At 33.7% G+C, this 24433-nt stretch carries 23 protein-coding genes and 2 pseudogenes; 6 read left to right on the top strand and 19 right to left on the bottom strand.

What is annotated here, in order from left to right; genetic code table 11:
- Positions 1-259: 259 nt before the first annotated feature.
- The 8 genes and pseudogenes from JFT89_RS10780 to JFT89_RS10750 all read right to left on the bottom strand — a co-directional run bounded on the left by JFT89_RS10780 (position 260) and on the right by JFT89_RS10750 (position 9016).
- A complete protein-coding gene (locus tag JFT89_RS10780; protein ID WP_201039947.1) occupies positions 260-976 on the bottom strand; it encodes a transposase in 717 nt (238 codons plus the stop codon).
- Positions 977-992: 16 nt separating this feature from the next.
- Positions 993-2636: pseudogene (locus JFT89_RS10775) on the bottom strand (helicase-related protein); the annotation flags it as partial.
- A gap of 93 nt (positions 2637-2729) precedes the next feature.
- Positions 2730-4529 (bottom strand): group II intron reverse transcriptase/maturase, encoded by a 1800-nt coding sequence (gene ltrA / locus JFT89_RS10770; RefSeq protein WP_201040023.1) that lies wholly within the window; start codon positions 4527-4529, stop codon positions 2730-2732.
- A gap of 700 nt (positions 4530-5229) precedes the next feature.
- Entirely contained in the window at positions 5230-6909 is a 1680-nt protein-coding gene (locus tag JFT89_RS10765) for a hypothetical protein (RefSeq protein WP_201039945.1), read from the bottom strand.
- 60 nt (positions 6910-6969) lie between these two features.
- The gene (locus JFT89_RS10760; protein ID WP_201039944.1) at positions 6970-7209 is read right to left on the bottom strand and encodes a hypothetical protein; all 240 of its coding nucleotides are present in this window, start codon (positions 7207-7209) and stop codon (positions 6970-6972) included.
- 15 nt (positions 7210-7224) lie between these two features.
- On the bottom strand, positions 7225-8319 hold the full coding sequence (locus tag JFT89_RS10755; protein ID WP_201039943.1) for a DUF6094 domain-containing protein: 1095 nt from the start codon (positions 8317-8319) through the stop codon (positions 7225-7227).
- A gap of 116 nt (positions 8320-8435) precedes the next feature.
- On the bottom strand, positions 8436-8570 hold the full coding sequence (locus tag JFT89_RS30490; protein WP_274606661.1) for a hypothetical protein: 135 nt from the start codon (positions 8568-8570) through the stop codon (positions 8436-8438).
- A 20-nt stretch (positions 8571-8590) separates the two neighbouring features.
- The gene (locus tag JFT89_RS10750) at positions 8591-9016 is read right to left on the bottom strand and encodes a DUF6018 family natural product bioysynthesis protein (protein ID WP_201039942.1); all 426 of its coding nucleotides are present in this window, start codon (positions 9014-9016) and stop codon (positions 8591-8593) included.
- Between the two features lie 1068 nt (positions 9017-10084).
- Between JFT89_RS10750 and JFT89_RS10745 the strand changes: the two genes are divergently transcribed.
- The 4 genes from JFT89_RS10745 to JFT89_RS10730 are packed head-to-tail and all read left to right on the top strand — an operon-like array spanning position 10085 to position 12725.
- Positions 10085-10465: a GntR family transcriptional regulator gene (locus JFT89_RS10745; RefSeq protein ID WP_201039941.1), complete on the top strand. Its 381-nt coding sequence runs from the start codon at positions 10085-10087 to the stop codon at positions 10463-10465.
- Complete coding sequence (locus tag JFT89_RS10740; protein ID WP_201039940.1) at positions 10462-11160, top strand: ABC transporter ATP-binding protein; 699 nt, start codon at positions 10462-10464, stop codon at positions 11158-11160. Before JFT89_RS10745 ends, JFT89_RS10740 begins: the two co-directional genes overlap by 4 nt.
- Positions 11157-11951, top strand: a complete 795-nt coding sequence (locus tag JFT89_RS10735; RefSeq protein ID WP_201039939.1) for an ABC transporter permease — start codon at positions 11157-11159, stop codon at positions 11949-11951. The genes JFT89_RS10740 and JFT89_RS10735 overlap by 4 nt, the downstream gene beginning before the upstream one ends.
- Positions 11952-11990: 39 nt before the next feature.
- Complete coding sequence (locus JFT89_RS10730; protein ID WP_002068870.1) at positions 11991-12725, top strand: Bax inhibitor-1/YccA family protein; 735 nt, start codon at positions 11991-11993, stop codon at positions 12723-12725.
- Positions 12726-13021: 296 nt separating this feature from the next.
- Here JFT89_RS10730 and JFT89_RS10725 read toward each other — a convergent pair.
- The 3 genes and pseudogenes from JFT89_RS10725 to fosB form a co-directional block, all read right to left on the bottom strand.
- Positions 13022-14384, bottom strand: a pseudogene (locus JFT89_RS10725) (IS4 family transposase).
- A gap of 152 nt (positions 14385-14536) precedes the next feature.
- On the bottom strand, positions 14537-15460 hold the full coding sequence (locus JFT89_RS10720; RefSeq protein WP_002068867.1) for a Gfo/Idh/MocA family protein: 924 nt from the start codon (positions 15458-15460) through the stop codon (positions 14537-14539).
- 360 nt (positions 15461-15820) lie between these two features.
- The gene (gene fosB / locus JFT89_RS10715) at positions 15821-16237 is read right to left on the bottom strand and encodes a FosB family fosfomycin resistance bacillithiol transferase (RefSeq protein ID WP_201039938.1); all 417 of its coding nucleotides are present in this window, start codon (positions 16235-16237) and stop codon (positions 15821-15823) included.
- Between the two features lie 389 nt (positions 16238-16626).
- On the opposite strand from fosB, the gene JFT89_RS10710 reads away from it, so the two are divergent.
- Positions 16627-16902: a hypothetical protein gene (locus tag JFT89_RS10710; protein ID WP_002144215.1), complete on the top strand. Its 276-nt coding sequence runs from the start codon at positions 16627-16629 to the stop codon at positions 16900-16902.
- A gap of 67 nt (positions 16903-16969) precedes the next feature.
- On the opposite strand, the gene JFT89_RS10705 is transcribed toward JFT89_RS10710, so the two are convergent.
- The 5 genes from JFT89_RS10705 to JFT89_RS10685 all read right to left on the bottom strand — a co-directional run bounded on the left by JFT89_RS10705 (position 16970) and on the right by JFT89_RS10685 (position 20240).
- The gene (locus JFT89_RS10705; RefSeq protein ID WP_201039937.1) at positions 16970-17203 is read right to left on the bottom strand and encodes a YuzF family protein; all 234 of its coding nucleotides are present in this window, start codon (positions 17201-17203) and stop codon (positions 16970-16972) included.
- A 238-nt stretch (positions 17204-17441) separates the two neighbouring features.
- Positions 17442-17675, bottom strand: coding sequence for a hypothetical protein (locus tag JFT89_RS10700; RefSeq protein WP_002144216.1), 234 nt, complete (start codon positions 17673-17675; stop codon positions 17442-17444).
- Positions 17676-17959: 284 nt separating this feature from the next.
- Positions 17960-18106 carry a BC1881 family protein gene (locus tag JFT89_RS10695; RefSeq protein ID WP_000738549.1) on the bottom strand — a complete coding sequence of 49 codons (147 nt, stop codon included), beginning with the start codon at positions 18104-18106 and terminating at the stop codon, positions 17960-17962.
- Between the two features lie 546 nt (positions 18107-18652).
- Positions 18653-19114: a CarD family transcriptional regulator gene (locus JFT89_RS10690; protein WP_002130368.1), complete on the bottom strand. Its 462-nt coding sequence runs from the start codon at positions 19112-19114 to the stop codon at positions 18653-18655.
- 217 nt (positions 19115-19331) lie between these two features.
- Positions 19332-20240, bottom strand: a complete 909-nt coding sequence (locus JFT89_RS10685; RefSeq protein ID WP_002065481.1) for an acyl-ACP desaturase — start codon at positions 20238-20240, stop codon at positions 19332-19334.
- Between the two features lie 518 nt (positions 20241-20758).
- Here JFT89_RS10685 and JFT89_RS10680 point away from each other — a divergent pair.
- Complete coding sequence (locus tag JFT89_RS10680) at positions 20759-21058, top strand: hypothetical protein (protein WP_033706798.1); 300 nt, start codon at positions 20759-20761, stop codon at positions 21056-21058.
- Between the two features lie 535 nt (positions 21059-21593).
- On the opposite strand, the gene JFT89_RS10675 is transcribed toward JFT89_RS10680, so the two are convergent.
- From JFT89_RS10675 to JFT89_RS10665, 3 genes are all read right to left on the bottom strand, one after another.
- Positions 21594-22481, bottom strand: a complete 888-nt coding sequence (locus JFT89_RS10675; RefSeq protein ID WP_002065479.1) for a DMT family transporter — start codon at positions 22479-22481, stop codon at positions 21594-21596.
- Between the two features lie 144 nt (positions 22482-22625).
- Positions 22626-23372, bottom strand: a complete 747-nt coding sequence (locus tag JFT89_RS10670; protein ID WP_201039936.1) for an SDR family NAD(P)-dependent oxidoreductase — start codon at positions 23370-23372, stop codon at positions 22626-22628.
- The gene (locus JFT89_RS10665; RefSeq protein ID WP_002065477.1) at positions 23369-24109 is read right to left on the bottom strand and encodes a 2OG-Fe dioxygenase family protein; all 741 of its coding nucleotides are present in this window, start codon (positions 24107-24109) and stop codon (positions 23369-23371) included. The genes JFT89_RS10670 and JFT89_RS10665 overlap by 4 nt, the downstream gene beginning before the upstream one ends.
- Positions 24110-24433: the final 324 nt, after the last annotated feature.

The raw sequence follows: 24433 nt of genomic DNA, 5'->3' as shown, positions 1-24433 counted from the left end.
CTCATGTATATGAAGCATTGTAATATTACAACGAGTTCTCAAATCGCATATTTTAAGATTAATAATCACTTTAACCTTAGAATATTTTAATATTACAATGACGTACAATTTCTCATTATAGTCGAATATCCTTATATGGTGAATCGTTCTGTCCCACTCATTTGTACAAAAACAAAAAAATTTTGTCCTTGTACAAATGAGTGAGAACCTAGTGTGTTTAATGCTATATAACTAAGAAAATACCAACTAGGAAATAGATTTATATACTCCCTAGTTGTCTATCACTCCACCCAACTAATGTATAGGAATACGGTGAATCGACCTCTAATTCTATATACATTAGTTTATTTTCTGGTAATATCTCTCCCTCTGTATGTATCCAATAGCGCTTCCTATTAGACATATTCATCACACGTGTCAGTCCTTGTTCTCGTCCTATTACTTTTACAGTCCACTTTACCAAATTCATATCATCTACCCCTGATACTCCTTGTTGAATAGGAACGATATGCTCTGTTTCTAGTGGGATCGGCAACTGTTCTAGTTCCAGAAATGTCTCCTCATATTCTAATAATTCCTCTGGTATATCCTCATCGCCAGGAAAAAGGATATCGTATACTGCTTCAGAAGCAGGAGTATGGTGAAAATCTTCAGCATACTCCTCTTCTTTTGCAACTTCCTTGTCCTGTTTTAACGTTTTTTCTTCTTCACCTAAATTCATTTGAACCGACGAAGCAACTAAATCATATATACTTGCTACATCTTTTTCTAAGGTGATTTCCTTCGTAGAAGCAGTAACACGCTCTTGTTCTCTACCAATTGGTCTGTTTTCTCGCGGGCACCAATAAACGGGACGTTCCACCGGTGCCTGTTCTATTTCTTTTTTCTTTGCTTCTTCTATTAGCATGTTTTTTCTGACTTTGCGAACTACAAAAAACATATAACAAAATAAAGCGATAAAAATCGTTGTAAACATGATTTTCTCCTCTCGGTTATGCAAATAAATCGAACTCAAACTGTCCCTCGATTACTTTGCTTTTTCGTTTCCCTTTCTTTTTAGCAGTATCCACTTCAACAATCACTTCATCCCAGAATGCAATATCTTGTTTTTGAACCAGCATACGCTTATCTGTATTCAGCGTTGTTAATGTACGAATGATACCTTCTACTTCTCCATCTATTTCAAGTTCACGTTTCTTCACTTGAACACCAGGTACTTTCCCTTGTTGAATAAATTCAACAGCCTTTTGTACAAATTGGGCATCTTTCATAAATGCAACATCCATTGTTCCTGGTAATTTTTCCACCCAGTTCGTAAATTGAATTTCAATCGATTCAAACACAGGTGTAATCACATTACCGATATTTGCAAGAACTCGTTTCGATTCTTCTGATGCCGCTTTTGTCCATTCTTCTGTTGAGCCTTTTAATTGGTTCCCACTCTTAATGTTTTGAATTAATAAAGTCTGTAAATCCCCTGTATCGCCGAGCATTGCATTTAAACCATCACTTGTCGCATCACCATTCATTGCTTCAGAAGCTTTATTCTTCTGAGCTATCAACTGTGCCATTTGCGCTTGGAAAGTCTCTCGATATCCAAGGTAGAATATTCTACATTGATTGGTTTGACCAATACGCCAATGTCTTCTTGCTGCTTGATTTAATGTGAATAAGCTGAATGATAATTGATAAAAAATCAGGGTCGGTGTTGCCAATAAATCGAGGCCAACTTTCACAAGTTCTTGCGAACAAATGATTACATTCACACCGTTTTTTACTTGCTCTTTTAGCCATTCACTACGTTTTGGCGGAGTAACTGTATTGGTACGGAGAATAGCTACTTTCGCACCAGGTACTTGCTCTGTAACCTTCTGTAAACGAGGCTGAATGTCTCGCTCTTTCACTGTAGATCCTGTATCAGATACATAAATGATAGTTGGACGACCTTCAGAGATTTCAGTATGCAATATTTCTTGCAATTTCTTCTCCTTCGGCTGCATACAATCCTCATCGAATCTATATTCTGCATTAGACCAAACAACATTTTTTTCATTCCCATCTAAGTAATAGTTAGGATAACGATTCATGTTATCTGGGTATGCATTTCCTGTACGAATATAAGAAAGCCACAATTTTCCGACATCTGGTGTACCTTTCGCTGCCTCAATTGCTTTTTCAAATGACTCTTTCATATGCTCATAGGCTTGTTTTTGCTCTTCAGACATATCAACAAGAATCGTAGGTACATTGATTAGCTCAACTGGATTTGGCCATACATCTTTTAAACGTACATTTATTGTTGTATCCATTAAAAATTGGGTAAACACATACGGTGAAATACCAGATACTACTTTAGTTTTATCTAGCATTCCTTGTGCACCACGCGAAGCTACATTGGATACAACTTCACCATCATGGTAATATGTTCTCTCAATGTTTCCGTAGGTTTCATTCCATTCCATTAAAGAACTATATTCAAACCCACTCTTCACCATCTTTTGAGGGAATAAACGCCATAATGTATAAAATACATCGCTCGCTTTACCGCCAAATAACGTACCTGTACCCGCTACAAATTTCGTACAAACCTTCGCTAAACTTCCTAAAGCCGTTCCTTGTGCTGTCTCACTTTTTAATAGCGATAGGTAAGGTTTTGAAGTAATCTCCACCTTTTCCCCCGCTCCACACCGTACGTGAACCTTTCAGCTCATACGGCGTTCCCTCTAGTTTTATCTAATAGTAATTCTTTCGAGTTTACATAGCTTCCTGAGTTGGTTGATTTTCTCAATTTGTTTTGTGTGCAATCGGAATCTATTAACATACCTTAGTATGGTGCCTTCTAGTGATGCATGGATTAGTGTATGGATATCTTTATGAACGATGATAAGATTCTGAAACTCATCTGTTTCACCAAGGAAAGTGGGTTTCTTATGATGACAGTGAACATCCCTAGCTTTAAGCGGTAATCCAGTAATAAAACATTTCCCTTTTTGTGCGGAATATTTGGATAGTCTATTGTCCATATATTCGATGCTCCTATTAGGAAGTCTGGATTTCATCAGCTCGGTAAGTTCTTTATCCCAATCGAATACTTTTTCATCTGTATAGGGGTTAATGGACTGTGAATAATTTAGATTATTCTTTGTTGTAACCTGTCCTATAGGAAAAAGATATACACCTGCTACCCTGTATGTTTTACGTGTATTTTTGTAAAACTTTAGGTATGCCCCTTTCTCCGGAAGTTCATTGGGCTTGCCATACCATGCAATCTTTTTCAGTCGGTTGTTAAGAGTTCGTAAAACCCTATATTCAATGTCGCTCATATCCTGAACAATGTGAGTAGCATATTGGAAATTATTTTGGACTCCTAATACTACTGAATTGTAAAGATTTGCATTGCCGGCCGAAGGATGCTTTTGTATCTCATAGATTCTTTCTTTTAATTTCGTGATGATTTGTTTTTGTTTGTCATCATCTATATGCGAGAAGAATACCCTTTTGTTCTCCTTGATAGCAGTTTTAAATTTATAACCTAAGAAGGAAGAAGACCTCTTTCGAAGATTAATAATTTTTGATTTATTTGGTGAGATTTCAAGCTTTAATCTTTTATTTAAAAAATCAACTACTGCATGAAACCATTTAACCGCTGAATCGTGAGTGTTAGTCATGATTCTAAAATCATCTGCGTACCTCACTAAGAATCCTTCTTTAAGTTTAGAATTTCTTCTAAGGTTAACGTATTTGGAATAGTTGACGGAGTATTGGTACCTTGTTTCAAAGCATTCCCATTGATCAGCTACCCATTGGTCTAAGTCATTAAGGACAATGTTAGATAGCAGCGGTGAAAGAATTCCACCTTGTGGTACGCCTTTTGTTGGTATACCTTCTCCTTTAATCGGTGCTTTAAGCATTTTGCTAATTACAGCGATTACTCGTTTGTCCCTTATGCCAATATTCCAGACTTGTTTAAGAAGAATAGAGTGATTTACATTATCAAAGAAACCTTTTATATCAATATTAACCGTGTAGTGATATTTATTGATATTTACTAATGTTTGAACTCTTGCAACCGCATGTCGTGTAGTACGTGTTGGCCTAAATCCATAAGAATGATTGTAAAATTTCCCTTCGCATATTGGTTCGAGAACGTTCAGGAACATTTTTTGGACGATTCTGTCTTGTATGCAAGGAATACCTAAAGGTCTTTTCCCTTTTGAGTAATTTTTATCTATCCATACACGTCTAACCGATTTTGGTTTGTAGTTTAACACTAGTTCTCTCATATAATGAATGAACTCATCTTGATTAGTATTAGCAAGATCCAAAATTGTTTGGTCATCAGTACCCGGGGTTTTTGAACCGGTGTTTGATTTAACTTGCCGATATGCTAATAAGATATTTTCATCCGAAATGACAATCTCTAGTAGGTTCTTGAAATTCTTAGTACCCTCACGACTTCTTTGGAATAAATCATTCTGTATTCCTGTGAAGTCGTAGTATTGTTTATGTCGATTTGCTATCGCGCTCATTGGTGTAGAAATCAGCTCCTCCAAGTGATTTCCAACTCACCTTCTTACCCGAAATATGAGCTACAACTCTAACTCGAATTTCTTTTAGTAAAACTAGACTTGGGCCTATCCCTCCACTATGTTTTCATAGCTTCAACGGTACTGTGACCCTACTTTCACAACCATAAACACATTTCGATTCATTACTGAATCTTATAGTGAACTTCCCACTGATAGGTGTTTGGTATAGAAGTTGGCTGCTTACCACGTTCCAATATACCTAGCTTTACATATACCCTTAGATGGCTGCTTTACACCTGTGAGCCTTATAGTCTCTTTGTTGACTATCCCGATTTTCATAACGAATAATCTTACTCATCGGTATCTCACACTACATAAGTAGCAAGAAAGGTTTCCCATTCTTTAGTCCTCTAGGCGCGTACATTCGCAGTCTTCGTCAGTTCCCCATGGAACATTCTCATCATAGGTATTTTATAGCGTCCCGGCCTATCTCTAACCATACCTTCTCTGTAAGAGTGGCTTTAGAATTAGATTCAGCCGACTTCACCTAGTTTCATACATAACGCAATGTATCTCTATCAAGATAAATGCATGTAGGAGTATTAGACGGTCAGTTTCAGCTCAACATGACGGCTTTCATTCCTGACATCGGTATATCAGTTGTACCTAAAATACTTTTAGGCCACCTATTTCGTATCAATCAAGCGACACTTATAAGGTAACGTGTCACACATTCGTGGACTTCATCAACGATAAGAGCATCAAAGAAGTGTTTCATTTTCCTACGAATATACTCAACAGTAGCTACCTTTCGATATGCTCGCCCTGTGTGTTTCGCATCATATGGTTTTACACGATTCTCTAATTCTAGTTGTCTTTGCAACGGTTTATTTCCCTCTTTTATTGCTTGCACTAATTTATTTTCATATTTCGTCCAATCTCTAAAACTCGCATATTTCGTTTTTACTTTTGGACTCCAAATAGGAGACTGACAATCGGCACATACACTGTTTTTATTCGTCTTTGAATCTAAGTCACTAGCTGTAAAATCTTTATACTGACAAACTTCTTGTTGTTCGCCATTAACCTTTTGGACCATGGTAGAAGAAGTCTTTTTACGTAACTTAGCCCCACAATCCGGACAATAGAAGCCATTCTTATAATAACTTTGCACCTCTTCCACCGATTTCTTGGAAAGTACAATTTGCTTATAAGATAATGGCATCTGTTTAATAGAATCCCCTCGCATCGTTGTAAAACTAATGACAAAGAAGGTTGGTTTTTCTGGCTTTGGTCTTCCAGCCTGAATCCAAGATTGATGAATACGAATTAAATCCTCTGTACGTTTAATCAGATGTACTTCTGCCTCTGGTATTAAGTGTCGTATTTCTTCTTTTGCCCACTTCTCAGTAAGAGTCGGTGGAACAAATACGCAGGTACGATAACCCTTTTGCCCTGTCAAATGGAAATATCCATCTACTGTAGCTGTCATGATTGCGCTTTTTCCGGACGACATTTCCCCCTGTATAATGATTCCTTTTTGCACTTGTAATGCTTTTGCTGCACCTGTTGCTACATGTGCTTGTACAGGGAATAATGGTCTTTGGTACGTATCAAAATGGGATAATGCTTGGTCTTTCATCGGTTGATGTAAAGGCTCATCTAGTTTTGTTACCTTATCAAGCATGACAGGTGAATATTCCAATAGATATTCATTTAAATCATTGATTTCCTTGATTTTTTCACCTGTACCCTCTTGCGGAAATTGACATTTTCCAGAACGAATCATTTCTGATAAAAACTCTTTACAATCCTCTTCTTTTAGTACGACTTGTGCAATCGTTAGAGAAGTAAACTCATTCTTATCGAAATACACCTCTAATGGTTGTAATAGATTTCTTGTTAGCATCTCCTCATAAATTGGCTTCGCCCACTCTTCTAAAATCGGCAAGCCGTACGGCGGAGCCATTAAGAAGTCTCTTACTTGCATTTCTGGTGCTTCGTCAATTGCAACAATATACTTTTCTTCTATTTCCTTAGAAAATACAATAATCGCCTTTTTTCTATTTGTTGTTTGTGTATTAATAAACTCAAATTGTCCTGTCGAAATTACATTCATTTTTTTACCTAACGCATAATATAATTCTTCTTTTTGTCCCTCTCCAAAATACAAGTGACGTGTACCCATTGATATGACTGCTCGGAATGACTTTAATGTACTGTCATTCCCTCCTAATACTGCAAATTGTATTTGGTGATGACGATTTACTGCCATAGCAAAGCAAAAAGCAGTATGTGAAGCAGTAGCCGTCTCTAATTGCAACATCGCTGGTGTTTGTTCCTGGTCAAATGTATGTTGTTGAATCATATCGTTTATCATAAAATTCCCTCCTAAAAATAAAAAACGCATCTTATTCGATACGTTTCATGTCCTACTCATTCAAATTTTTGTTTGAAAATCTATAAACTGTTTCCACTCTGATAATGATTGTTCAGCCGCATGTAGCATATCACCTGCACCTTGGAACAGTGAGAATTGCTCTAACACTACCAAATGTGTACCTGCACCTAATTGAGATGCACATAAGCAAATGACGCTTAGAACAATAGCAATACGAAACATACGATTGCTAAATTCCCATACGATAAATAATGCTACTATTCCTAATAGTACAGACATAGCCCTCTTCCTTTCCTAGACAAGTTCTTTGACTTCACCTTTTGGCGTTGCAATGATAAATTTAGCGCGACGTTTTTGTAAAACAACTTCTTTCGTTGTTTTTTCCAATTGCTCGAATGAAGTTTCAAAAAACACATTTTCAGATCCACGAACAGCATGGAGTGTATCGCCTTCACCAAGCAAACCATCTGCCACACCTGTTATCAGCAATAGTCCTAATTGTCCAGAAGCAATCGGCATTTTTGCTCTTTCAGCAGCTGTTTTCTCAGCTTGAAGTGAGTAACCATTCCCTCTATTTAAACGCTTTTTGAATGTCGAGATACCTTCCGATTTCCCCACTCCTTCATAAGCACTTTTATAGTCCACCCTTGATGTAAAAATGAGTTTTTTCTGATGATGCAATTCAGGTATAATCCAACTTTTACGATTCACCATTTGCGCTAATGTATTCACATGTTTTCTTACGAAAGCAAGGTCGGACATATTTTCACAAAAATTAGCAAATCGATCGTTAAAATATGTATCATTTTTCGTATTTGCACGTTTACGGCCGATAAAGACAAATTGTTTGAATTGCTCGAATTCATCATCATCATCATCACCGAAACGCATTAATCCTATTTCCTCGTAATTCTTAGCTAAGAAGTAGCTAATATCATCTCTTGCAAAACGATCATACGGAATGACATACACCATCATCCCACCATCTTGTAAATATAGGTGAGCACGCTTTAGGAAGTTGAATTCCATTTTCTCTGAGTTTGCTTTTTCTGTACGAAGCTCCGTATTATAAGGAGGGTTTAAAAAAATAAGCGGAAAATAGTCATGACTAATCATCATGTTCTCAAAGCTTGAGCGTACCGCTACACCTAATTGCTCTTTTGCTTTGTCATACCGATTTGCTTCTAATTCCACACCATATGTATCAAGTTGTATGCCAACTTGCTTCACCTCGTCTGCAAAACTTCGTAAAATTGTTCCTTCTCCACAACATGGATCAAAGCAAGCATAAGCTCGCTCTGATTCCATTTGTAATAGCTTTATTAAATGTTTCCCTTCTGTTAGTGGTGTTGGATAATATCCCGCCGCTAAATCGTTACCTATACGCATTATATATTTCCCTCCAAAGTTCTTTTTGCAATAAAAAAAGGAAGATCCAAGTATATACATCACTTAGTTCTTCCTTTTACCCTCTATACACTACCTCGACTTGTTTCATATATCTTTTAAAATGGTAGTTGTTCATCTGTAATCTCCGGAATTTCATCCAAACTAGCAAAAATATCATCTTGTTCATCGGATGGTTCTTTCGCTTCCTTCTCCTTTGGGTCATTTAACACGCGCCAAATATCTTCTTTCATCATTTTATCCCCTATTCCTTTTACTTTTCTGTTTCATAAACACTGTCATCATCATAAAAAAAGAAATCTTTTACTTTACGCATGACTTTACGAAACTTTGGTTCAGCTACAATCTTTGTGCCATTATAAAAACTTTGTTGACCGACAAAGCGCCATAAGATTACGTATCCTTCTTTTACTTCCTGAATGCCTTCAATAAATAAAGCGATTTCGTGAGCTGCTTCCTTTTCATGAATAGCATGTGGTTTAAAGTATTGAAATTTATCATCTGGTAATATAATTTCAGCCTCGAAACAACCTCGCATTTGATTTAATCTCCCTCTTGTTTCAGATGACATTGTAGATATAGCGTATGACTTCTGTTGATATATCTCATATGTCTCTATTCGTGTTTTATGCTCCTCTACTGTTGGTACTAGTCGTAAGTGTCTACAATCTTTTTTCATTTTGTTTTATCTCCCCTACTGTTTAATTTGCTATGTTTTGATACATAACCCTGCCTGCGAACTTGAAAACAACACAAAAAGGGCTTCTTCAAGTCGATTAATAATGTGCATAGCAAAATAAGCTATATATACACTAATCGGCTCAAAGAAGCCCTTTCACAATTGAAACAAGACGCAACTTGCTTCTACAACTCAACCACAACACATAAGGTGTGGGAATAAACGGAATCAAACAAACTAACAATATACCTATATATTATATAATATCGTTATATATTTCAAGAAGTTTTAAATACAGTTAACGCATTACCTAAAATAATCATTCTTCCTCGAGCTTGTGAAGGGCGATAGTCCAAAGGTAGGTGAGAGTTGAATTTCGGGTAATGCGTTAACTCTTGATACTTAAATACATCATTTCAATCCACACACCTACTAGAGGTGTGACGCATTTATCCCCCTTTCAAGTATGTTATTTTTCTATTTTAAGCAAATATAAAAATAAGAATTATTCCAAATAAACCGTATTAAATATATACTTCACTCTATTAAAATGGTTTTTAGTTTTGATTGGATAAAAGGTTTAATTTAGGCCTAATTAAATTGTATGAAATCCTTACGATAAGAAATTCTCTAAAACTTAACTAAGTGAATATATCCCCTGGATAATTCTACTTAATGGCTTTTTAAACCACTCTAACTGCTTCACTTCATTCATACATCTATTTACTACAGCCGCTTGTTGTTTTGTTGGATTACTGAACCATAAATTCTAAATAGAAGAATACAATAAATTGGAGGACTATATTGTAACATGTATACATAAGTTTTAAATATTAAAATAAAAAAATATTTGGTAAGGGTTTTTGAAACTGAATTTGACTAGTAGATTTCTCTATTTGGATAGAAATAAATAAAGTCCCATAAACGGTCATTTTTGGCACCTGGGTGTTTACATGAATCCACTAAATATATCACCTTCCATTTGTTATGGTTTTCAAAATAACTATTTACATATAATTTACATTAGTGTACTATTTGTCTAGTACACTAATACAGAGGAGGAAAGAAATGAAAACTGAGTTTTCTCCTAATACCCCTATTTATGTTCAGGTAATGGAATATATCAAAAAAGAAATTGTAACAGGACGTTTGGCGCCAGGTGAAAAAATTCCTGCTGTACGTGAATTAGCGGGTGAATTACAAGTTAATCCAAATACAATTCAACGTACGTTTCAAGAGCTAGAACGGGAAGGTATTGCTGAGACACGTAGAGGAACAGGAAGATTTGTAACAATGAATGAAGAAAAAATTACAGAGCTACGCAAAGAAATGGCAAAAGCGTTGCTTGATAATTTTATAAATGGAATGAATAACTTAGGATTTATGGAAGAAGAGGTTCTCTCAATACTCCGTTCTTCTTTGGAAAAGAAAAAGGAGGGAAATGAATGAAAGAATTATTGAAAGTTGAAAATCTGTCGAAAAGATATGATTTAAAAACAGTGATTCAAGATGTAAGCCTAACAATCTCAGAAGGAAAAATTATCGGTCTTGTTGGTGAAAATGGTAGTGGGAAAACGACATTATTAAAAATGATTTCGGGTTTACGTTTTCCTTCTAAAGGAAGTATTACAATTAAAGATAAAAAGGTGGGATTAGAAACGAAAAAAATCGTTTCATTTATGCCTGATAGTCCTGTTTTTGAAAAATGGATGACCGTAAAAGATGCTTTGTTGTTCTATCGAGATATGTATGCTGATTTTAATCTACAACAAGCAATAGATTTAATAGCTAACTTAAAGATCCCGCTAGAGGAGAATATAAGCATCTTATCAAAAGGGAAAACAGGGATATTACAGCTAATATTAACTTTTTCAAGAAAAGCAACGGTATATGTATTAGACGAGCCATTAGGTGGAATTGATCTTGTTTCTAGAAAGCATATAGTAGATTTAATTCTTAGCTTTTATCGTGAAGATAGTACCATTCTTATTTCGACTCATTTAATAGAGGAAATTGAAAATATATTTGATGAGGTAATCTTTTTAAAAGACGGGAGCATTGTATTGCATGAAAATGTAGAAGAAATTCGTTTTCACCATGGAAAAGCAGTACATGAGTTATTTAAGGAGGTTTTTGAGAAATGAATCCACTTTTTCGCTATTTATTTAATTGTAATAGAAAAAAGATAGCCATCCTTTATTTTGGATTTATGACTATTTCATTACTTTTTTTATTTAATATGAAGGGACTATCAAAGCTAACAAATCAGCTTACAAAGGATATAACATTAGGTATATATGTATTAATTATAGGTATCACTGCATTTTTATTGCTTTTAATAGCTTTGCCTTCTTTTAATAAAATGCTAAAAAATACTATGATACGTTATACAGCCATCTCAGGAAAAAAATATATATATGCAAATTTATTCTTTTTCACGTTAATGTTTATTCTTTTACTAGTAATAGGCTTAATTTTTCTATACTATTTCTCCCAAAGTACCTACGGAGGAAAAGTGGTCGGGGGATACCAACAAGAATTTCATAAGTTATTTGCATATGGATTTCTTCATCACATACTTTCTGTTTTATTATGGGGAATCGATTTCATGAGTATATTAATCTTCTGCTATTTCACCATGGTAATTACAAAGCTGATTCCTATAAAGTCATCAATGAGTAAGATGGTTTTATCAGTTATTTTCCTTTCTTTATTCTTAATAATCCAAACATTCATACTGGACGTTTTAAGTAAATTAGAGAAATATGTAATCACCATAAAGAGTACGGGGTTCATAGATAACAATGGTTTTATTGACACATCACTGTATCCGAGTGAAGGGTTCACTATTTTAGATATTTGTTTCACTTGCTTATTCATAATTGTCCTAACAGCTATTACAGGTCGTATCATTGATAAAAAATTAGAAATATAAAGATCTGCTTCAAAGGTAGAGTGTATTTAGGAGGAAAAAATGAGAACAACTAATCCAATATTAAAAAAAGAAAAATTTCATAAAGAGAATACAAATGCTTCTACGATGACTATTGGCGGAACGATAGCAAAAACATTCATTTTGCTTATCTTACTTCTTGCAGCGTCTGTCTATTCATACGTACAGATGACACAAGGAACAATGAAAATACCTGTGTTAGTTGGAATTATAATAGTTACTCTAATTGTCGCATTTGTAGTTATATTCATTCCGCGCATATCCCCAATTTGCGCACCGATTTATGCAGTATTACAAGGGATTTTATTAGGAAGTATTTCAGCATATTATACAATGCGTTTTGGTAATTCTATCGCTTTAGCTGCCGTATTACTAACGATTTCAATTTTATTTGCCATGTTAGTGTTATACGCAACTCGAATAGTAAAAGTAACTAAAAAGTTTCGCGCGGTTGTAATGGTTGCAACACTTGGAATTTTTATTATGTATTTAATCGTTTTCTTATTGGGCATCTTAGGGGTGACTGTTCCATATATTCACCAGGGTGGGACAATTAGTATCATCATAAATGCAATTGTAATTGTTGTTGCTGCATTAGATTTATTACTAGATTTTGATTCAATTGAAAATGGTACTCATAGTGGAGCGCCAAAGTATATGGAATGGTACAGCGCAGTAGGGCTTATGATGACATTAGTATGGTTATACTTGGAGATCCTTCGTCTGGTTTCTTACATTATGAAAAACAAAGACTAGAAAACATCCTGCATGCTTCAAACATGCAGGATGTTTTTGAATGCCCATCAACCTAAAATTTTGAAGTACCCCCAAAACAAAAAATGTACATTTTCACCTGAGGATGCCAATTTTCTCATTTTGGGGTATTTACTTTTCTTAGCTTGATAGGTATGGGGTCACCATACATGCCCATCAACTTAAGAACGGAAACAAAATGAACTTTCGTTCAAATAAACTACAACACTCTTACAACACTTTTTATTCATTAAAAATGAGCATGCTAAATAAACCTAGATAGGTATCATTTTTAAAGATTATGCAGCTTTCTTTTGTTTTCTAAGTTCACTATACTCATAGACAACACCCATAATATCAAAGATTGTTTTCTTCTCATATCGATGAGATTTCCGTCCATTTTTCTGTAGCAGGTGGAATAGACGGATTAGAATCTTTGTTATTTCTTGAGTGTCTTTCTGTATAGCTTGATACAAAAGATATAGATAATCTTGGATCATTCCTATCGCTTTATATTCGCTTAATTCTCTTTTCTTCTTTTGCAAAAGAAGTTGGCGCATTTTAAACATAGTAGAGGAGCACAGGAAAATAGCGATTAGCTTTCCATATAAGTGGCACTCTAAACGTTCTTGTTTTACATTACGATAATGGTCTATTTTAAAGAGTGATTTCCATGTTTTAAAGACAATCTCTATTTGCCAACGCAAAGTATATAACTCATGTACCTGTTCCATCGGAACCCATTCCCAAGGTGTATTCGTCACGTACACGTTTAATCCCGCTACCATTTTACTTTTCTCTGAGTACGTTCTATTTTTGGATTTTTCTTTCTCCAAGATTTTCGCTCGTCTTTTTTGAAGTTGTTTTTCTGTTAATCGATTAAAAATAACACGTGAAAACAGTTGTTGTTTATCACCAATATAAGCATGTTTTAATTCAAATGTTTCTCCGGGCTGTAGTTGGTTTAAAAGCTGTTTCACATCAATTTGTATTTAATTTTAAACGAGAAATATAGTATGTACCTCGTTGATCCATTTGATCTAAGTCTTCCAATGAAAAATAACCCAAGTCACGAATACATAAATCTCCTGGTCGTAAGGTATCTAAGCATTCAGTACCAAATGTTTTGTCATTATTTTTCCCTGGTCCAACTTGAAAGTTAAGAAATTCCCCACTGTGCAAATCATATTCTAGTTGAATTTTGATTCCAGCTGTTTGGGCACACCCTCCAGAGCCTGGATATACATTCTCTAAAGCATTTGGCACTTGAAATACGGTGGCATCTAGGATACGGATTCGTTGAAAATAAGAGAAGAGGTGGTTAGAAATTTGTGTTTATTCACATACTTTTTGTTCTAACAGTAAAGAAAAAATATGTTTTAAAAACAAAACTGCTTTCGCATTTAAACGTTTATTTAAGCCCTCAGGGCTGAGTAGAGTACCTGTCGCTGCATGAAGCCTACTACATAATCGAACTAAAGGATCACTTGCCACCCGTTGACTAATCCAAATACAAATAGTAGCTAAGTCTGATCCAGAAAACTTACGTTTTCGCTTTATAAATCCTAGTTCTCTTGCAAGTTCTTCTAAAAATACAGGTGTCACATATCGTTGTAGTTCTTCAGAAAATGATTGTAGTTCATCTTGAATCGAAATATTCATAAGAAAACGCCATCCTTTCTAATCTAGCTTTTTTAGAAAGAATAACGTTTTTTTGGTACTTAGGGGTATTAAAATCGCTTGAGTTGATGGGAATGTATGGTGACCCCTATTACCCTGTATTTAAATACAAATGCCATTGCCTTTGCTTGAAATTATTTAGCTATTGTTCTTAATAATTGATCGACCAACAATTGAGATTTTAGACCTTCTAATCCATCAATTAGTGGTTTTTCATCATTTTGAATACAATCAATAAAATGCTGTACAGCATCTTCAAACCCTCTTTGCTTTAACGTTGTATCCCAAGAAGGAGAAAATGAAGTAGATAGGCTATTATTAGACTCAACTTCTAAAGTATTCATGTTCTTAATCCTTAAAATTGCTCCATCTGTTAATAGTTCAAGCTTCTCAAGGTTAGTACCCGCTTTTCTATGCATATCTGTAAAGAAAGGTACTCCTTCCTTAGATTTATAAACATGTCCGGCATATACTAGGTAATTCTCACTACTAATATTTACCGTTCCATGTAACACATCCAAATCACCATTTGCTAGCCATCTTACTGTATCAACTGCATGTAAATAATCGTCTAACATTCTAAATTCATAAGAATAAGGACCCATACTATCGGTTCTATGTTTTTCAAAACGAACTGATGCTATGTTTTGAGCTTGTTGTTTTGCTTGTACATACATAGGTGCAAAACGGCGATTAAATCCAACCATAAGCTTTCTTCCTGATTTTTCACTTAACTCAACTAATTTTTCAGCTTCTGCAACTGTTGCTGCTAGTGGTTTATCAACATAAACGTCTATCCCTTTAGTTAAAAGAGAAGATACAACTTCAAAATGTGTACTAGTAGCACTATGTACAAAAACTGCATCACACTCTTCAGCAAGTGCTGATAAACTATTAAAGTCTTGTATACGATACTGATTACAAATCATTTTTCTTTTATCTTTACTTGGGGAAAAAGCACCTATAAACGTCCAATCTTTTTCTTGAGTAAGAATTGGTAAATATGCTTTTTGTGCAATACTTCCTAATCCTATCATGCCAATACGAAGTTTTTTCATGTTTGATCATCCTTTTGTATTGATGTAATTAATAACAAAGTTAGTTTACACAATTTATGATGTATAGACAACTGAAATATTTTTTTTACGGAAATTAAATCACGTTGGAAATAAAAGTAAGGCTATGACCTATTTTTACACGTATCTCGGCTGAATCCCATAAAAAACGCCATCCTTTCCTATAATTCTACAGAAAGGATAACGTCTTTTTGGCTTTATGGATAGTGCAAAACCTTAGTTTTATAGCGATGTATCGGTGCCTTATATATCTGTTTAATCATTATTTCTGTTACCTTTATACATTTACATAATCTTCATTATCAGAAGTGCGAAAAGCTAGTATTTTACTAGATTTTTTAATCAGTAAAAAGTCATATGCTTTTTATCTTCTTTATAATATTGTAAACGATCTTGTAAAGTACCAGTATGAAACTCAAACTTGTGACCATCTAGATCTGTAAAATAAATTGACCGTTTATCTCGGTCATCTCTTTCTCGTCCAGGTAAGATATTAACATGATTTTGAATTAATATTTCTTTTAAAGAATCAAACTCATTATTTGTTACAGTGAAAGCTATATGTGTGTAAGAGTACTGAATTTCGTTTCTTGGTATACTTTCTTCCGCATTTAGAGCAATCCATAAACCATTTAAATCAAAATAAGCTACCTTTCTACCTTTTACTAATAATTTCGCTTGAAGTATAGTTTGATAAAAATCAATAGCTTTCTCTAGATTTGCAACTGAAAAACAAATGTGGTTAATACTTTGTATCATGTTTCATTCTCCTTGTTAATTGATTAAGTTATATATCCCATTATAAGTAAAAATACGTTTTTCTACTAGGAGTACAGACCTATCACCAGCAAGCTAAGGAAAACAAATACTCCAAGACGAGAAGATTAACATCTCAAGATGAAAATGTACATTTTTTGTTTTGGGACATTATAAAATTCTTAAGTTGATGGGCATGGGGTCACCATACCAAAAAAGAAAATTGTACGTTTAGACACAACTTGGACACATTTTAAGGTGTTTGCTGTACGTTAAGGAATTAGTTTGTATATTTGAGGAGATGTACAAGACAGGTGTGAATTTAGGGGAATCCAATATTTTCTATTCAAATATGATAGAATGGAAATATATCCAAAACGGAGGAACAACAAATGAACTCAAACACAAAACAGTTTATTTATGATATCCAGCAAAGAAAGAACAATTATATGGAAAATGTATTAAAGGCAATACAACACCCTAAAAAAGAGCAATCTGAACAGGTCATTCAAAATATAGTAGAGAAAATGGATATGATGATCAGTTTAGTTACTACTTACATGGCTATTGAATCAGAATCTATGAAAGAATTAAAAGAGCTTCAGGAAGAAATTATTCATGCGCAAGCATATATTCAAAAACGAAAATTTGAAGAAACACAGAGATAAAACCCTGTGTTTTTACTTGGTCGTCTATGACGCTAATCTGTTATAAATCTAATTAGATGTAATTTGATTATTGTTTTGGCATAATCCATACAATTTGTTGAATGCGTACAATATACGGTACCGTATCTTCAATGAGCAAATGATCGGGTTTCACATCCTTTAACTTTCCTCTTACATTACCTCTTACAGTTTCAATAACCACATGTTTACCAATTACCGATTGTAATGTCTGATATACGTAGGGATTAGGTACACTTACCATATTTTGTTCACTAAAGTCATTTTCCTCCAAATAACTCATTCTATAAGACTCCTTTCTAACTTACATTCTTTCTCTTAATATATGATATAAATCTTATAAATATGCTAGAAGGATAAATCATTATGTGAACGAAAATAACATTTTAATAAGGTACGTTTTCTATTTCTAAATTGCTAAAAAATTATTTATATAAGGTCACTTTTTCTAGTTAATAGGTGATGATATCGGGATACTTTGCATGTACATCCAGGTTGTTCCTTTCAAGATATGTATCATTTTAAATACGCCCTTTATTAGAATACTGCTCATACTTTTTTTGAGATTCTTTAGTAATACGTGCGTTAAGTAAAATTGCTAACAACAAAAACACTCCATATTCCCCCCCTGTAGCTCCTATGATAATCACACTACTACAAACAAGTACAATTAATAGGAGTAACGAAACTAAAGAAATACGTTCATAGTTCTTTGACATCTTCTCGTATTTTATGCGTTGTTTCCTTGCATCCATCTAAATTCCTCCTTAAAATTATCAATTTTCCTATAAAATAAATCTCGCCCTTAAAAAGAAAACAATCTATCGGTTCAAATAATTAGTTTTTTTAAGCAACTAATTTATATAACATAAAAAGAAATCCTACCAATATTAAGCTTACCACTATGATAATCCCGACCCTCTCCTTCCTTTTAACCCCAATACATTAGATAAAAGTTATGTATATCCCATATTAGCTGCAGCAAACAAAAAGGATCTTCCCTTCTCGTAAAGGCTGATCCTTTTCTTCGTGCATTCAACTATTCTTGATTAATTAGAATAACAGCTGGTCCATCTACACGAATTCCACCAACTTCGATTTTTTCATAAGGCTCAACTGTAATAGAAATGACCCCTTCCCGCTTCTTTAATTCATTACTTAATTCTTTTGTTAACATTTTTTTCATGTGTGCACTCCTTCTTACTGCTTAATTTACTATTGTTATGTAAATAAAATTTAAAATGGTTTCCTGGTCTGGAAACCATTTTTTGTAGTTGACCATATGGTGTTACCAGTTCGTTTATCAATTTTACGTAAAGAAGATCAACAATTACTACTCACTGTCTCAGTAGATGTAAGGAACTCTGAAAGATAGCGGTGAGATTGATTGTATTTTCTTCTAGAAATAATGACTTAGATAGTATATTACCTAAAACAATGAAAGCCCTACCTCTCTTTCATCCTTACGGCTCCTTGTCCGTGCCAGTGTGAATCAGGATTGCAAAAATCAAGTGACTATTTAATCGAGTTATTTGATGAAACTTCGAACGTTCGTAAAAGAAATTTAAAAATAAAAATGGATTAGATTGAAGTAATAACAAAAGAGGTTCCTACTCTAAAAGTGAGTTGAAGAAGTTGAATGTCTTTGAAATGATTTACTTTTAATAATAATCATATTCCCGAAAAATTCAGGATATTTTCGGGGTATGTAATACATTATCTATAATGAACCTTAACAGAAACTTTTTAATTGATTTTCAGTGATCCCTTTAATTAAACCCAGTTCACTAATCAAAAATTCATGTGCGTTATCCAACATTTTTTTTTCGCTTGTATTAAGTGCCTTTTCTTTCTTCATACGCATTAAATCACGTACAACTTCAGCACCTTCTTGTATTTCACCCGTTTTTATTTTGTCCGTGTTCACTTTATACCTTTGTTTCCACGGCAATAATTTATCTGATTCTCCATGCTGAAAAATGTGTATAATGTGTTTTAATGCAAGTATATCAGTAACTGGGCGTATACTCGAACTTAATATTTTACCCATAGGAATCATGACTTGCATATTACTGATTGACATTTTTATAACAAAATACTGTTGTTTTTTCCCTGAGAATTCTTTTTCTTCTATGGCTTCAATTATACCTGCTCCGTGCATTGGATAAACAATGTTATCGCCAATTTGAAACATATAATCCACCTCCATATATGGTAACCTTCTTAACCTTAACATATATGTGATTTTTTATCAAATATTTTATAATATCACAAATTTATTTTTGGAGTCAACTACTTTTTTGTTTAAAATTAAATTAAGTAAAAAACACCCCCAAAACAATAGGGAGTGTGTCAGATTCTCAATAAAGGGACGGTCAATTTGCCCATATACATCCTAAAATATCGATTAATTAACATAGATCAGTTTTCCCTTGAAAACGACCAAATCGATCCCGTATTTTTTTCAATCTTATGTGGTACTCCAAAATCTCAATTCTTGCTTTTTCAGCTAGAGGTGCAATGGGTCGTAAGTCTTTTAACCCCCAATAATCAACTACTACATCAAGTACTTGATCAAAATATTGCAGCGGCCCATAGTTAGCTTCTTTTGCAATTACAGTCATTCTATTTTCAAAATCAGGCATGACAGCACCTGGCATTTTAAAATTCCTAATCACATTGGCAATATGATAGCAATAATTAGGTTCCAATTCCAAATGTGTTCGAATGACGTCTCGATAAAACGCATAATGAAGAGTTTCATCTTTTGCAAGACGGCGTAATAATGTAGCAAGATCTGGATCATGCTTACTTGCAACCTTAGCTACATTATTGTAAAACACCATCGTTGCAAGTTCTTGTAGCGTCGTATATGTCATTGCTTCGATTGGTGTGTGAAAATCGGGCTCAAATCCACCCTCAACGACTGACTTTCTTAATTCATGTAATCGTTTAGGGTTCACACTTCGAGTGAGTAGTAAATATGTCTCCAATAAATTCGAATGTTGATCCTCTTCTGAAGTCCAAGTATGAATAAAGTCTGTAATAACAGAAAGGGACCCTTTAAAAGTCGCAGATAAATACGTTGTAAACCATGGTAAATTCACTTCTGTTAATAAAGCTGTTTCAATGGCCGTAATTACACCAGAAGGAAGAGTAACTTGACTTTCATCCCAAGGAACTCTTTTAAAGTCCATTCCCTTATCCCATGGTAAAAACTCATGATAACCCCAGTCTATCTTCTGCGCTCTTATTTTATGTTGTTCATACAGTTCTTTTAAACGTGGTTCTAATCGGAAATCTAAATCATTTGTTAGCATATATAAGTGCCCCCCTTTTCTTATCATAAATAGTCATTCTATTTTTACCCTTAAAAATTTTCTACAAATAAATATTACTTTCCTTTTTTTAAGTCAAACATAACAAATTTGTAACAAAACTTTTTAAGAGCGCTATATTTTTATATGATTTTATAATATAAAAAGGGGTTCTGAGGCATGCGATATGTTACTTAGCCTAAATAAAAAAACTATCTTCAGTAAATAGAGAATAACATTCATAGATGAAGATACTCGTCATGTTGTAAATCTTGGTGAGTGTAAAAAGGTGCATGCCTATAAAGAATCGTTTTATAATAAAGATTGATAATATTTTATACACACTATCAACTTATTTAGACATAAGATCCAATTTATTAGATTAAGCGCTTGAAAAACAAATACAGTTGATGAGATAGCCTTAAACGACAATTCCCAACAAGAACAATGTACATTGACTATGATAATTTAGACCGTATTTTGTGAAACAGTATACAACACAAAGGGAAGAGGCGATAAACATGCAGTCAACGGAAGCGCATATGAAGGAAAAACAACGTAGAGAAAAAATAGAAATAATATTCAGCCACACGGTAAAAGGAGAGAGTTATTTTCATGGTTCTTCCTATCAATGGAAAAACATTGTATATCAAAATTATAATAGAATACAACAAAAAGAGTTGGAAATCGAACAAATTATTTCGGAAATAGAAAAAGAAGGGATTCGTTTTGCGCAGCACCGTTCACTCATACACTATCCCGTTATTGATTTTGTAAAATATATAGCTAAGGTTTATAAGGAAACCATTGAAATACAATAACCATGATTATATTTTTAAAATAAATAATTATATTCAAAGAAAACCTTTACAAAAAGTTTATTTTTGAACATTGTTAACAAAAAGCTCAAAAACTCATTCAAATATTTTTCATTCAAAATACTATTCGTTCATGTTATAATAATAACCATAACGTATTATAGTCGTTTGTATATATTCAGATTTTTTAAAATTTATTACACAAAAAGACAGCTCTTAATTAGAGTTGTCTTTTATTTTTCTCGATATATAATACTGTTCTGGTGCAAAAATCCCAGGATTCTTACAGCTAGGGAAAAGTTGGATTTTTCATATAAACGGTACGACTTTATTTCAAATCAACATTGGGGTGTATACATTTCTTAAGTTGATGGACATGGGGTAGCGTCCCATGACAATCAAGCTAAGTTTTCACGATGCCCCCAAAACAAGAATTTAGTGAATTTTTACTGTTTTGGGGTGTTTCTTTTCACTAGATTGATGGGCATGTCCTGCTACCCCAATTATGTCGCAAGTGTTTTTTTATGATTTGATTGTTTTACAATACACGAGCGTCGTCTTCTATAGTTTGTTTTTTAAATTTTTGGGTCTTATTTTTAGATTTTTTGAAAGTTAGAGCCATACCAACAAAAATTAGAGTAATCCCTGATACTTGCATTAAAGTTGGTCGGAATCCTGTAAGCACCGTGTCCAATAAAATTGCTACAGCTGGATCTAAAAAAACTAATATCGAGATTAATTTTGTTGATAAATCACGTAAGCTATCAAAGAATAAGTAGTATACCAATCCTGTATGGATAAGGCCGGTTGCTATAATATACGTCCAATTACTTTGAGTCAGTCCATGGAATGCATCAAAATCTATAAAGGGTATTAGAAGAAAAATCCCTAAAAATGTTTGCAAAAAGGTCATTGCATAAGCACTCATGTTCTTAATACCTTTCCCAAATAAAGTTGTAAATGCATAAAACAGAGCTGCGAGAAGTCCCCAAACCATGCCAGAAGACATTAACGAGTCGAAAGAGAAGTTTTTGTTTATGCCAGCGATTAATAACGCTCCTACAAAGCAGATAATGATAGAGATAACAGATAATACTGTTAATTTTTCTTTAAAAACAATACTTCCAATGATAAGTACAATTATTGGAGCAAGGTGATAGACTGATATTGCAACTGTGACTGACATATTTTCAAACGCTTTAAATAAAAATACCCAATTAAATACAAGGAAAAATCCACATATCAAGACTTGAATAACTTCTTTTCGTTCCCATTTATCATGTTTGTACTGTCCAGTAATTAGCCAGCATAGACTTAAAAATATTGTAGCAAAAATGCATCGTACAAATACCAACTCAAATGAAGGTAAATTTGTTTGTACGGAAAAAAAGCCGACTGAACCGAAAATAACCATTGATATTATCATCTTCAAAGCCGGTAATGATTTTCTCTCAATAGAATTTTGTTGAATCAATTTAATCCCCCCGTTAAATATCTAATTTTTAGTAAGAAAAGCACCGTCCTTCTATAAAGGGCAGGTGCTTTTAATTTATCTACAAAAAACACTTAATTATAAATTCTTCCCAGCTGTCCAACCACCATCTATGACAAAGTTGGAACCTGTAACAAAGCGAGCCTGATCAGAAATTAAATATTCAATACACGAAACAATATCCTGCGGTATTCCCCACGTATCTAAGGATTGATTGCTTTTTATAAGGGATACCAAACGTTCATCACTAAAATATTCTTCTGTAAGCTCTGTCCTAATGACACCCGGAGAAATACTGTTCACTCGTATGTTTTGCTTACCAAACTCCATAGCCATCTGTTTAGTAAGTCCAATTAGAGCATGTTTTGATGCAACATAAGCCGCTCTTTCAGGTTCAGCCATTAATCCTGAAACAGATGCTATATTTACTATGCAACCTTTTGTTTTAGACTTGTACCAACGCTTAGCAGCTTCCCTTGAAAGAATAAAGGGTGCTACTAAATTAACATCTATTACTTTTTTAAATAGATCCTCAGAAAGTTCTAATACAGGTGTTATTTCCCTGATACCAGCGGCGTTTATAAGTATGTCGGGACAAAGGGTATCTGTATCCAATTGTATAAAAAGATTATTAATCTCATTGCTGTTACTTAAATCTATTTGTACTAACTTAAAAGACGTATGTGTTTTTGTATAGTCTACTAATTTATTTGTATTAATATCAAGAGCTATTACATTGAATGATTTTTCTAAAAAATATTCAATACAAGCATTTCCTATACCACTGTTGGCGCCTGAAATCATAATAGTTTTATTTTTTATCATTTTGGCTCCTTATAAGAAAACGTTACTAATAAAATGTCACGTACGGCTTCTGTATTACACTCTGTTCCTAGTGGTGTTACAGCGTGGAATACCTTTTGTCCAAATACTAAAGTTTCTAGGGGATCCTCCAAACTTATAAACTTGTTAATTTCCCTAGGGCTGTTTGCAATTAGATTGTCTCCACCAAGAGCTGTATTACTTAAATTCATGAGATGTAAAAAGACAATCGGCTCATCATCCTTATGTAGCCAAATTGGAGAGCTAAAAGAAGGGTTTTCTCTCGTTGCCTTATATCTTACTTGATGTAAACCTATAATTATATCCTTACTTGTATCAAGTATGTTTGTATTAAATGCAAATTCACTATCAAAGCGAACAATTTTCTCAATTAATGAATTATGTAAAAATTCATCTGTTATACTGTTGAAATTTCTAATTTTCCCACCATCGTCATAATTATATTCTTCAGATTGGAAATATCCATTGTCTGTATCTAGAACATAATCTGAAGAACCAGCGTATTTTATATATCTTGAATAGGCTCTAGCGCGACATTCGCCATATGCGTCGTTTTGTAAGCTGTAGTAGTCTAACTGTGCTTTCGTTAGTAATGCCTGATCTTCTTGATCTTGTAAAAAAATATCATTAGAGATTTGAATGTATCCATTTGATTCGAATTCATGTACATTTTGTTCTACGTCAAAACTGCTTGTCTTATTAGAAACTGTTGTTAGCATAAGAGCACCTCAAACTTTCAAATTATATTTTTCCCACTGTATATTCAGAATGAAGCATGGGTTGAGGAGTAATATGTTTAATAACCTTAAATATAACTTGTTAAATTAATACACAACATTAACTATTTGGTTATTAATCACTCCTATTACAGTATAAACCATATTAGAGAATTTTTGCAATTTTTTCGAATTGTATGAAATTTTATTTTAATTAGTTTTTTATTCTGAATCGCTAGGCTTTTTCTCTTTATTCCCCATTTTTTCTTGTCCCCTCCAAAATGTAAGATGTATCATTCAAATGAATTTTTTCAAATAACGTCGATT

The sequence above is a fragment of the Bacillus sp. TH25 genome, from assembly GCF_016650935.1.
Classification (GTDB): domain Bacteria; phylum Bacillota; class Bacilli; order Bacillales; family Bacillaceae_G; genus Bacillus_A; species Bacillus_A mycoides.
Note: the sequence above shows the minus strand (reverse complement) of the source record. Positions and strands in the feature narration are given on the sequence as shown.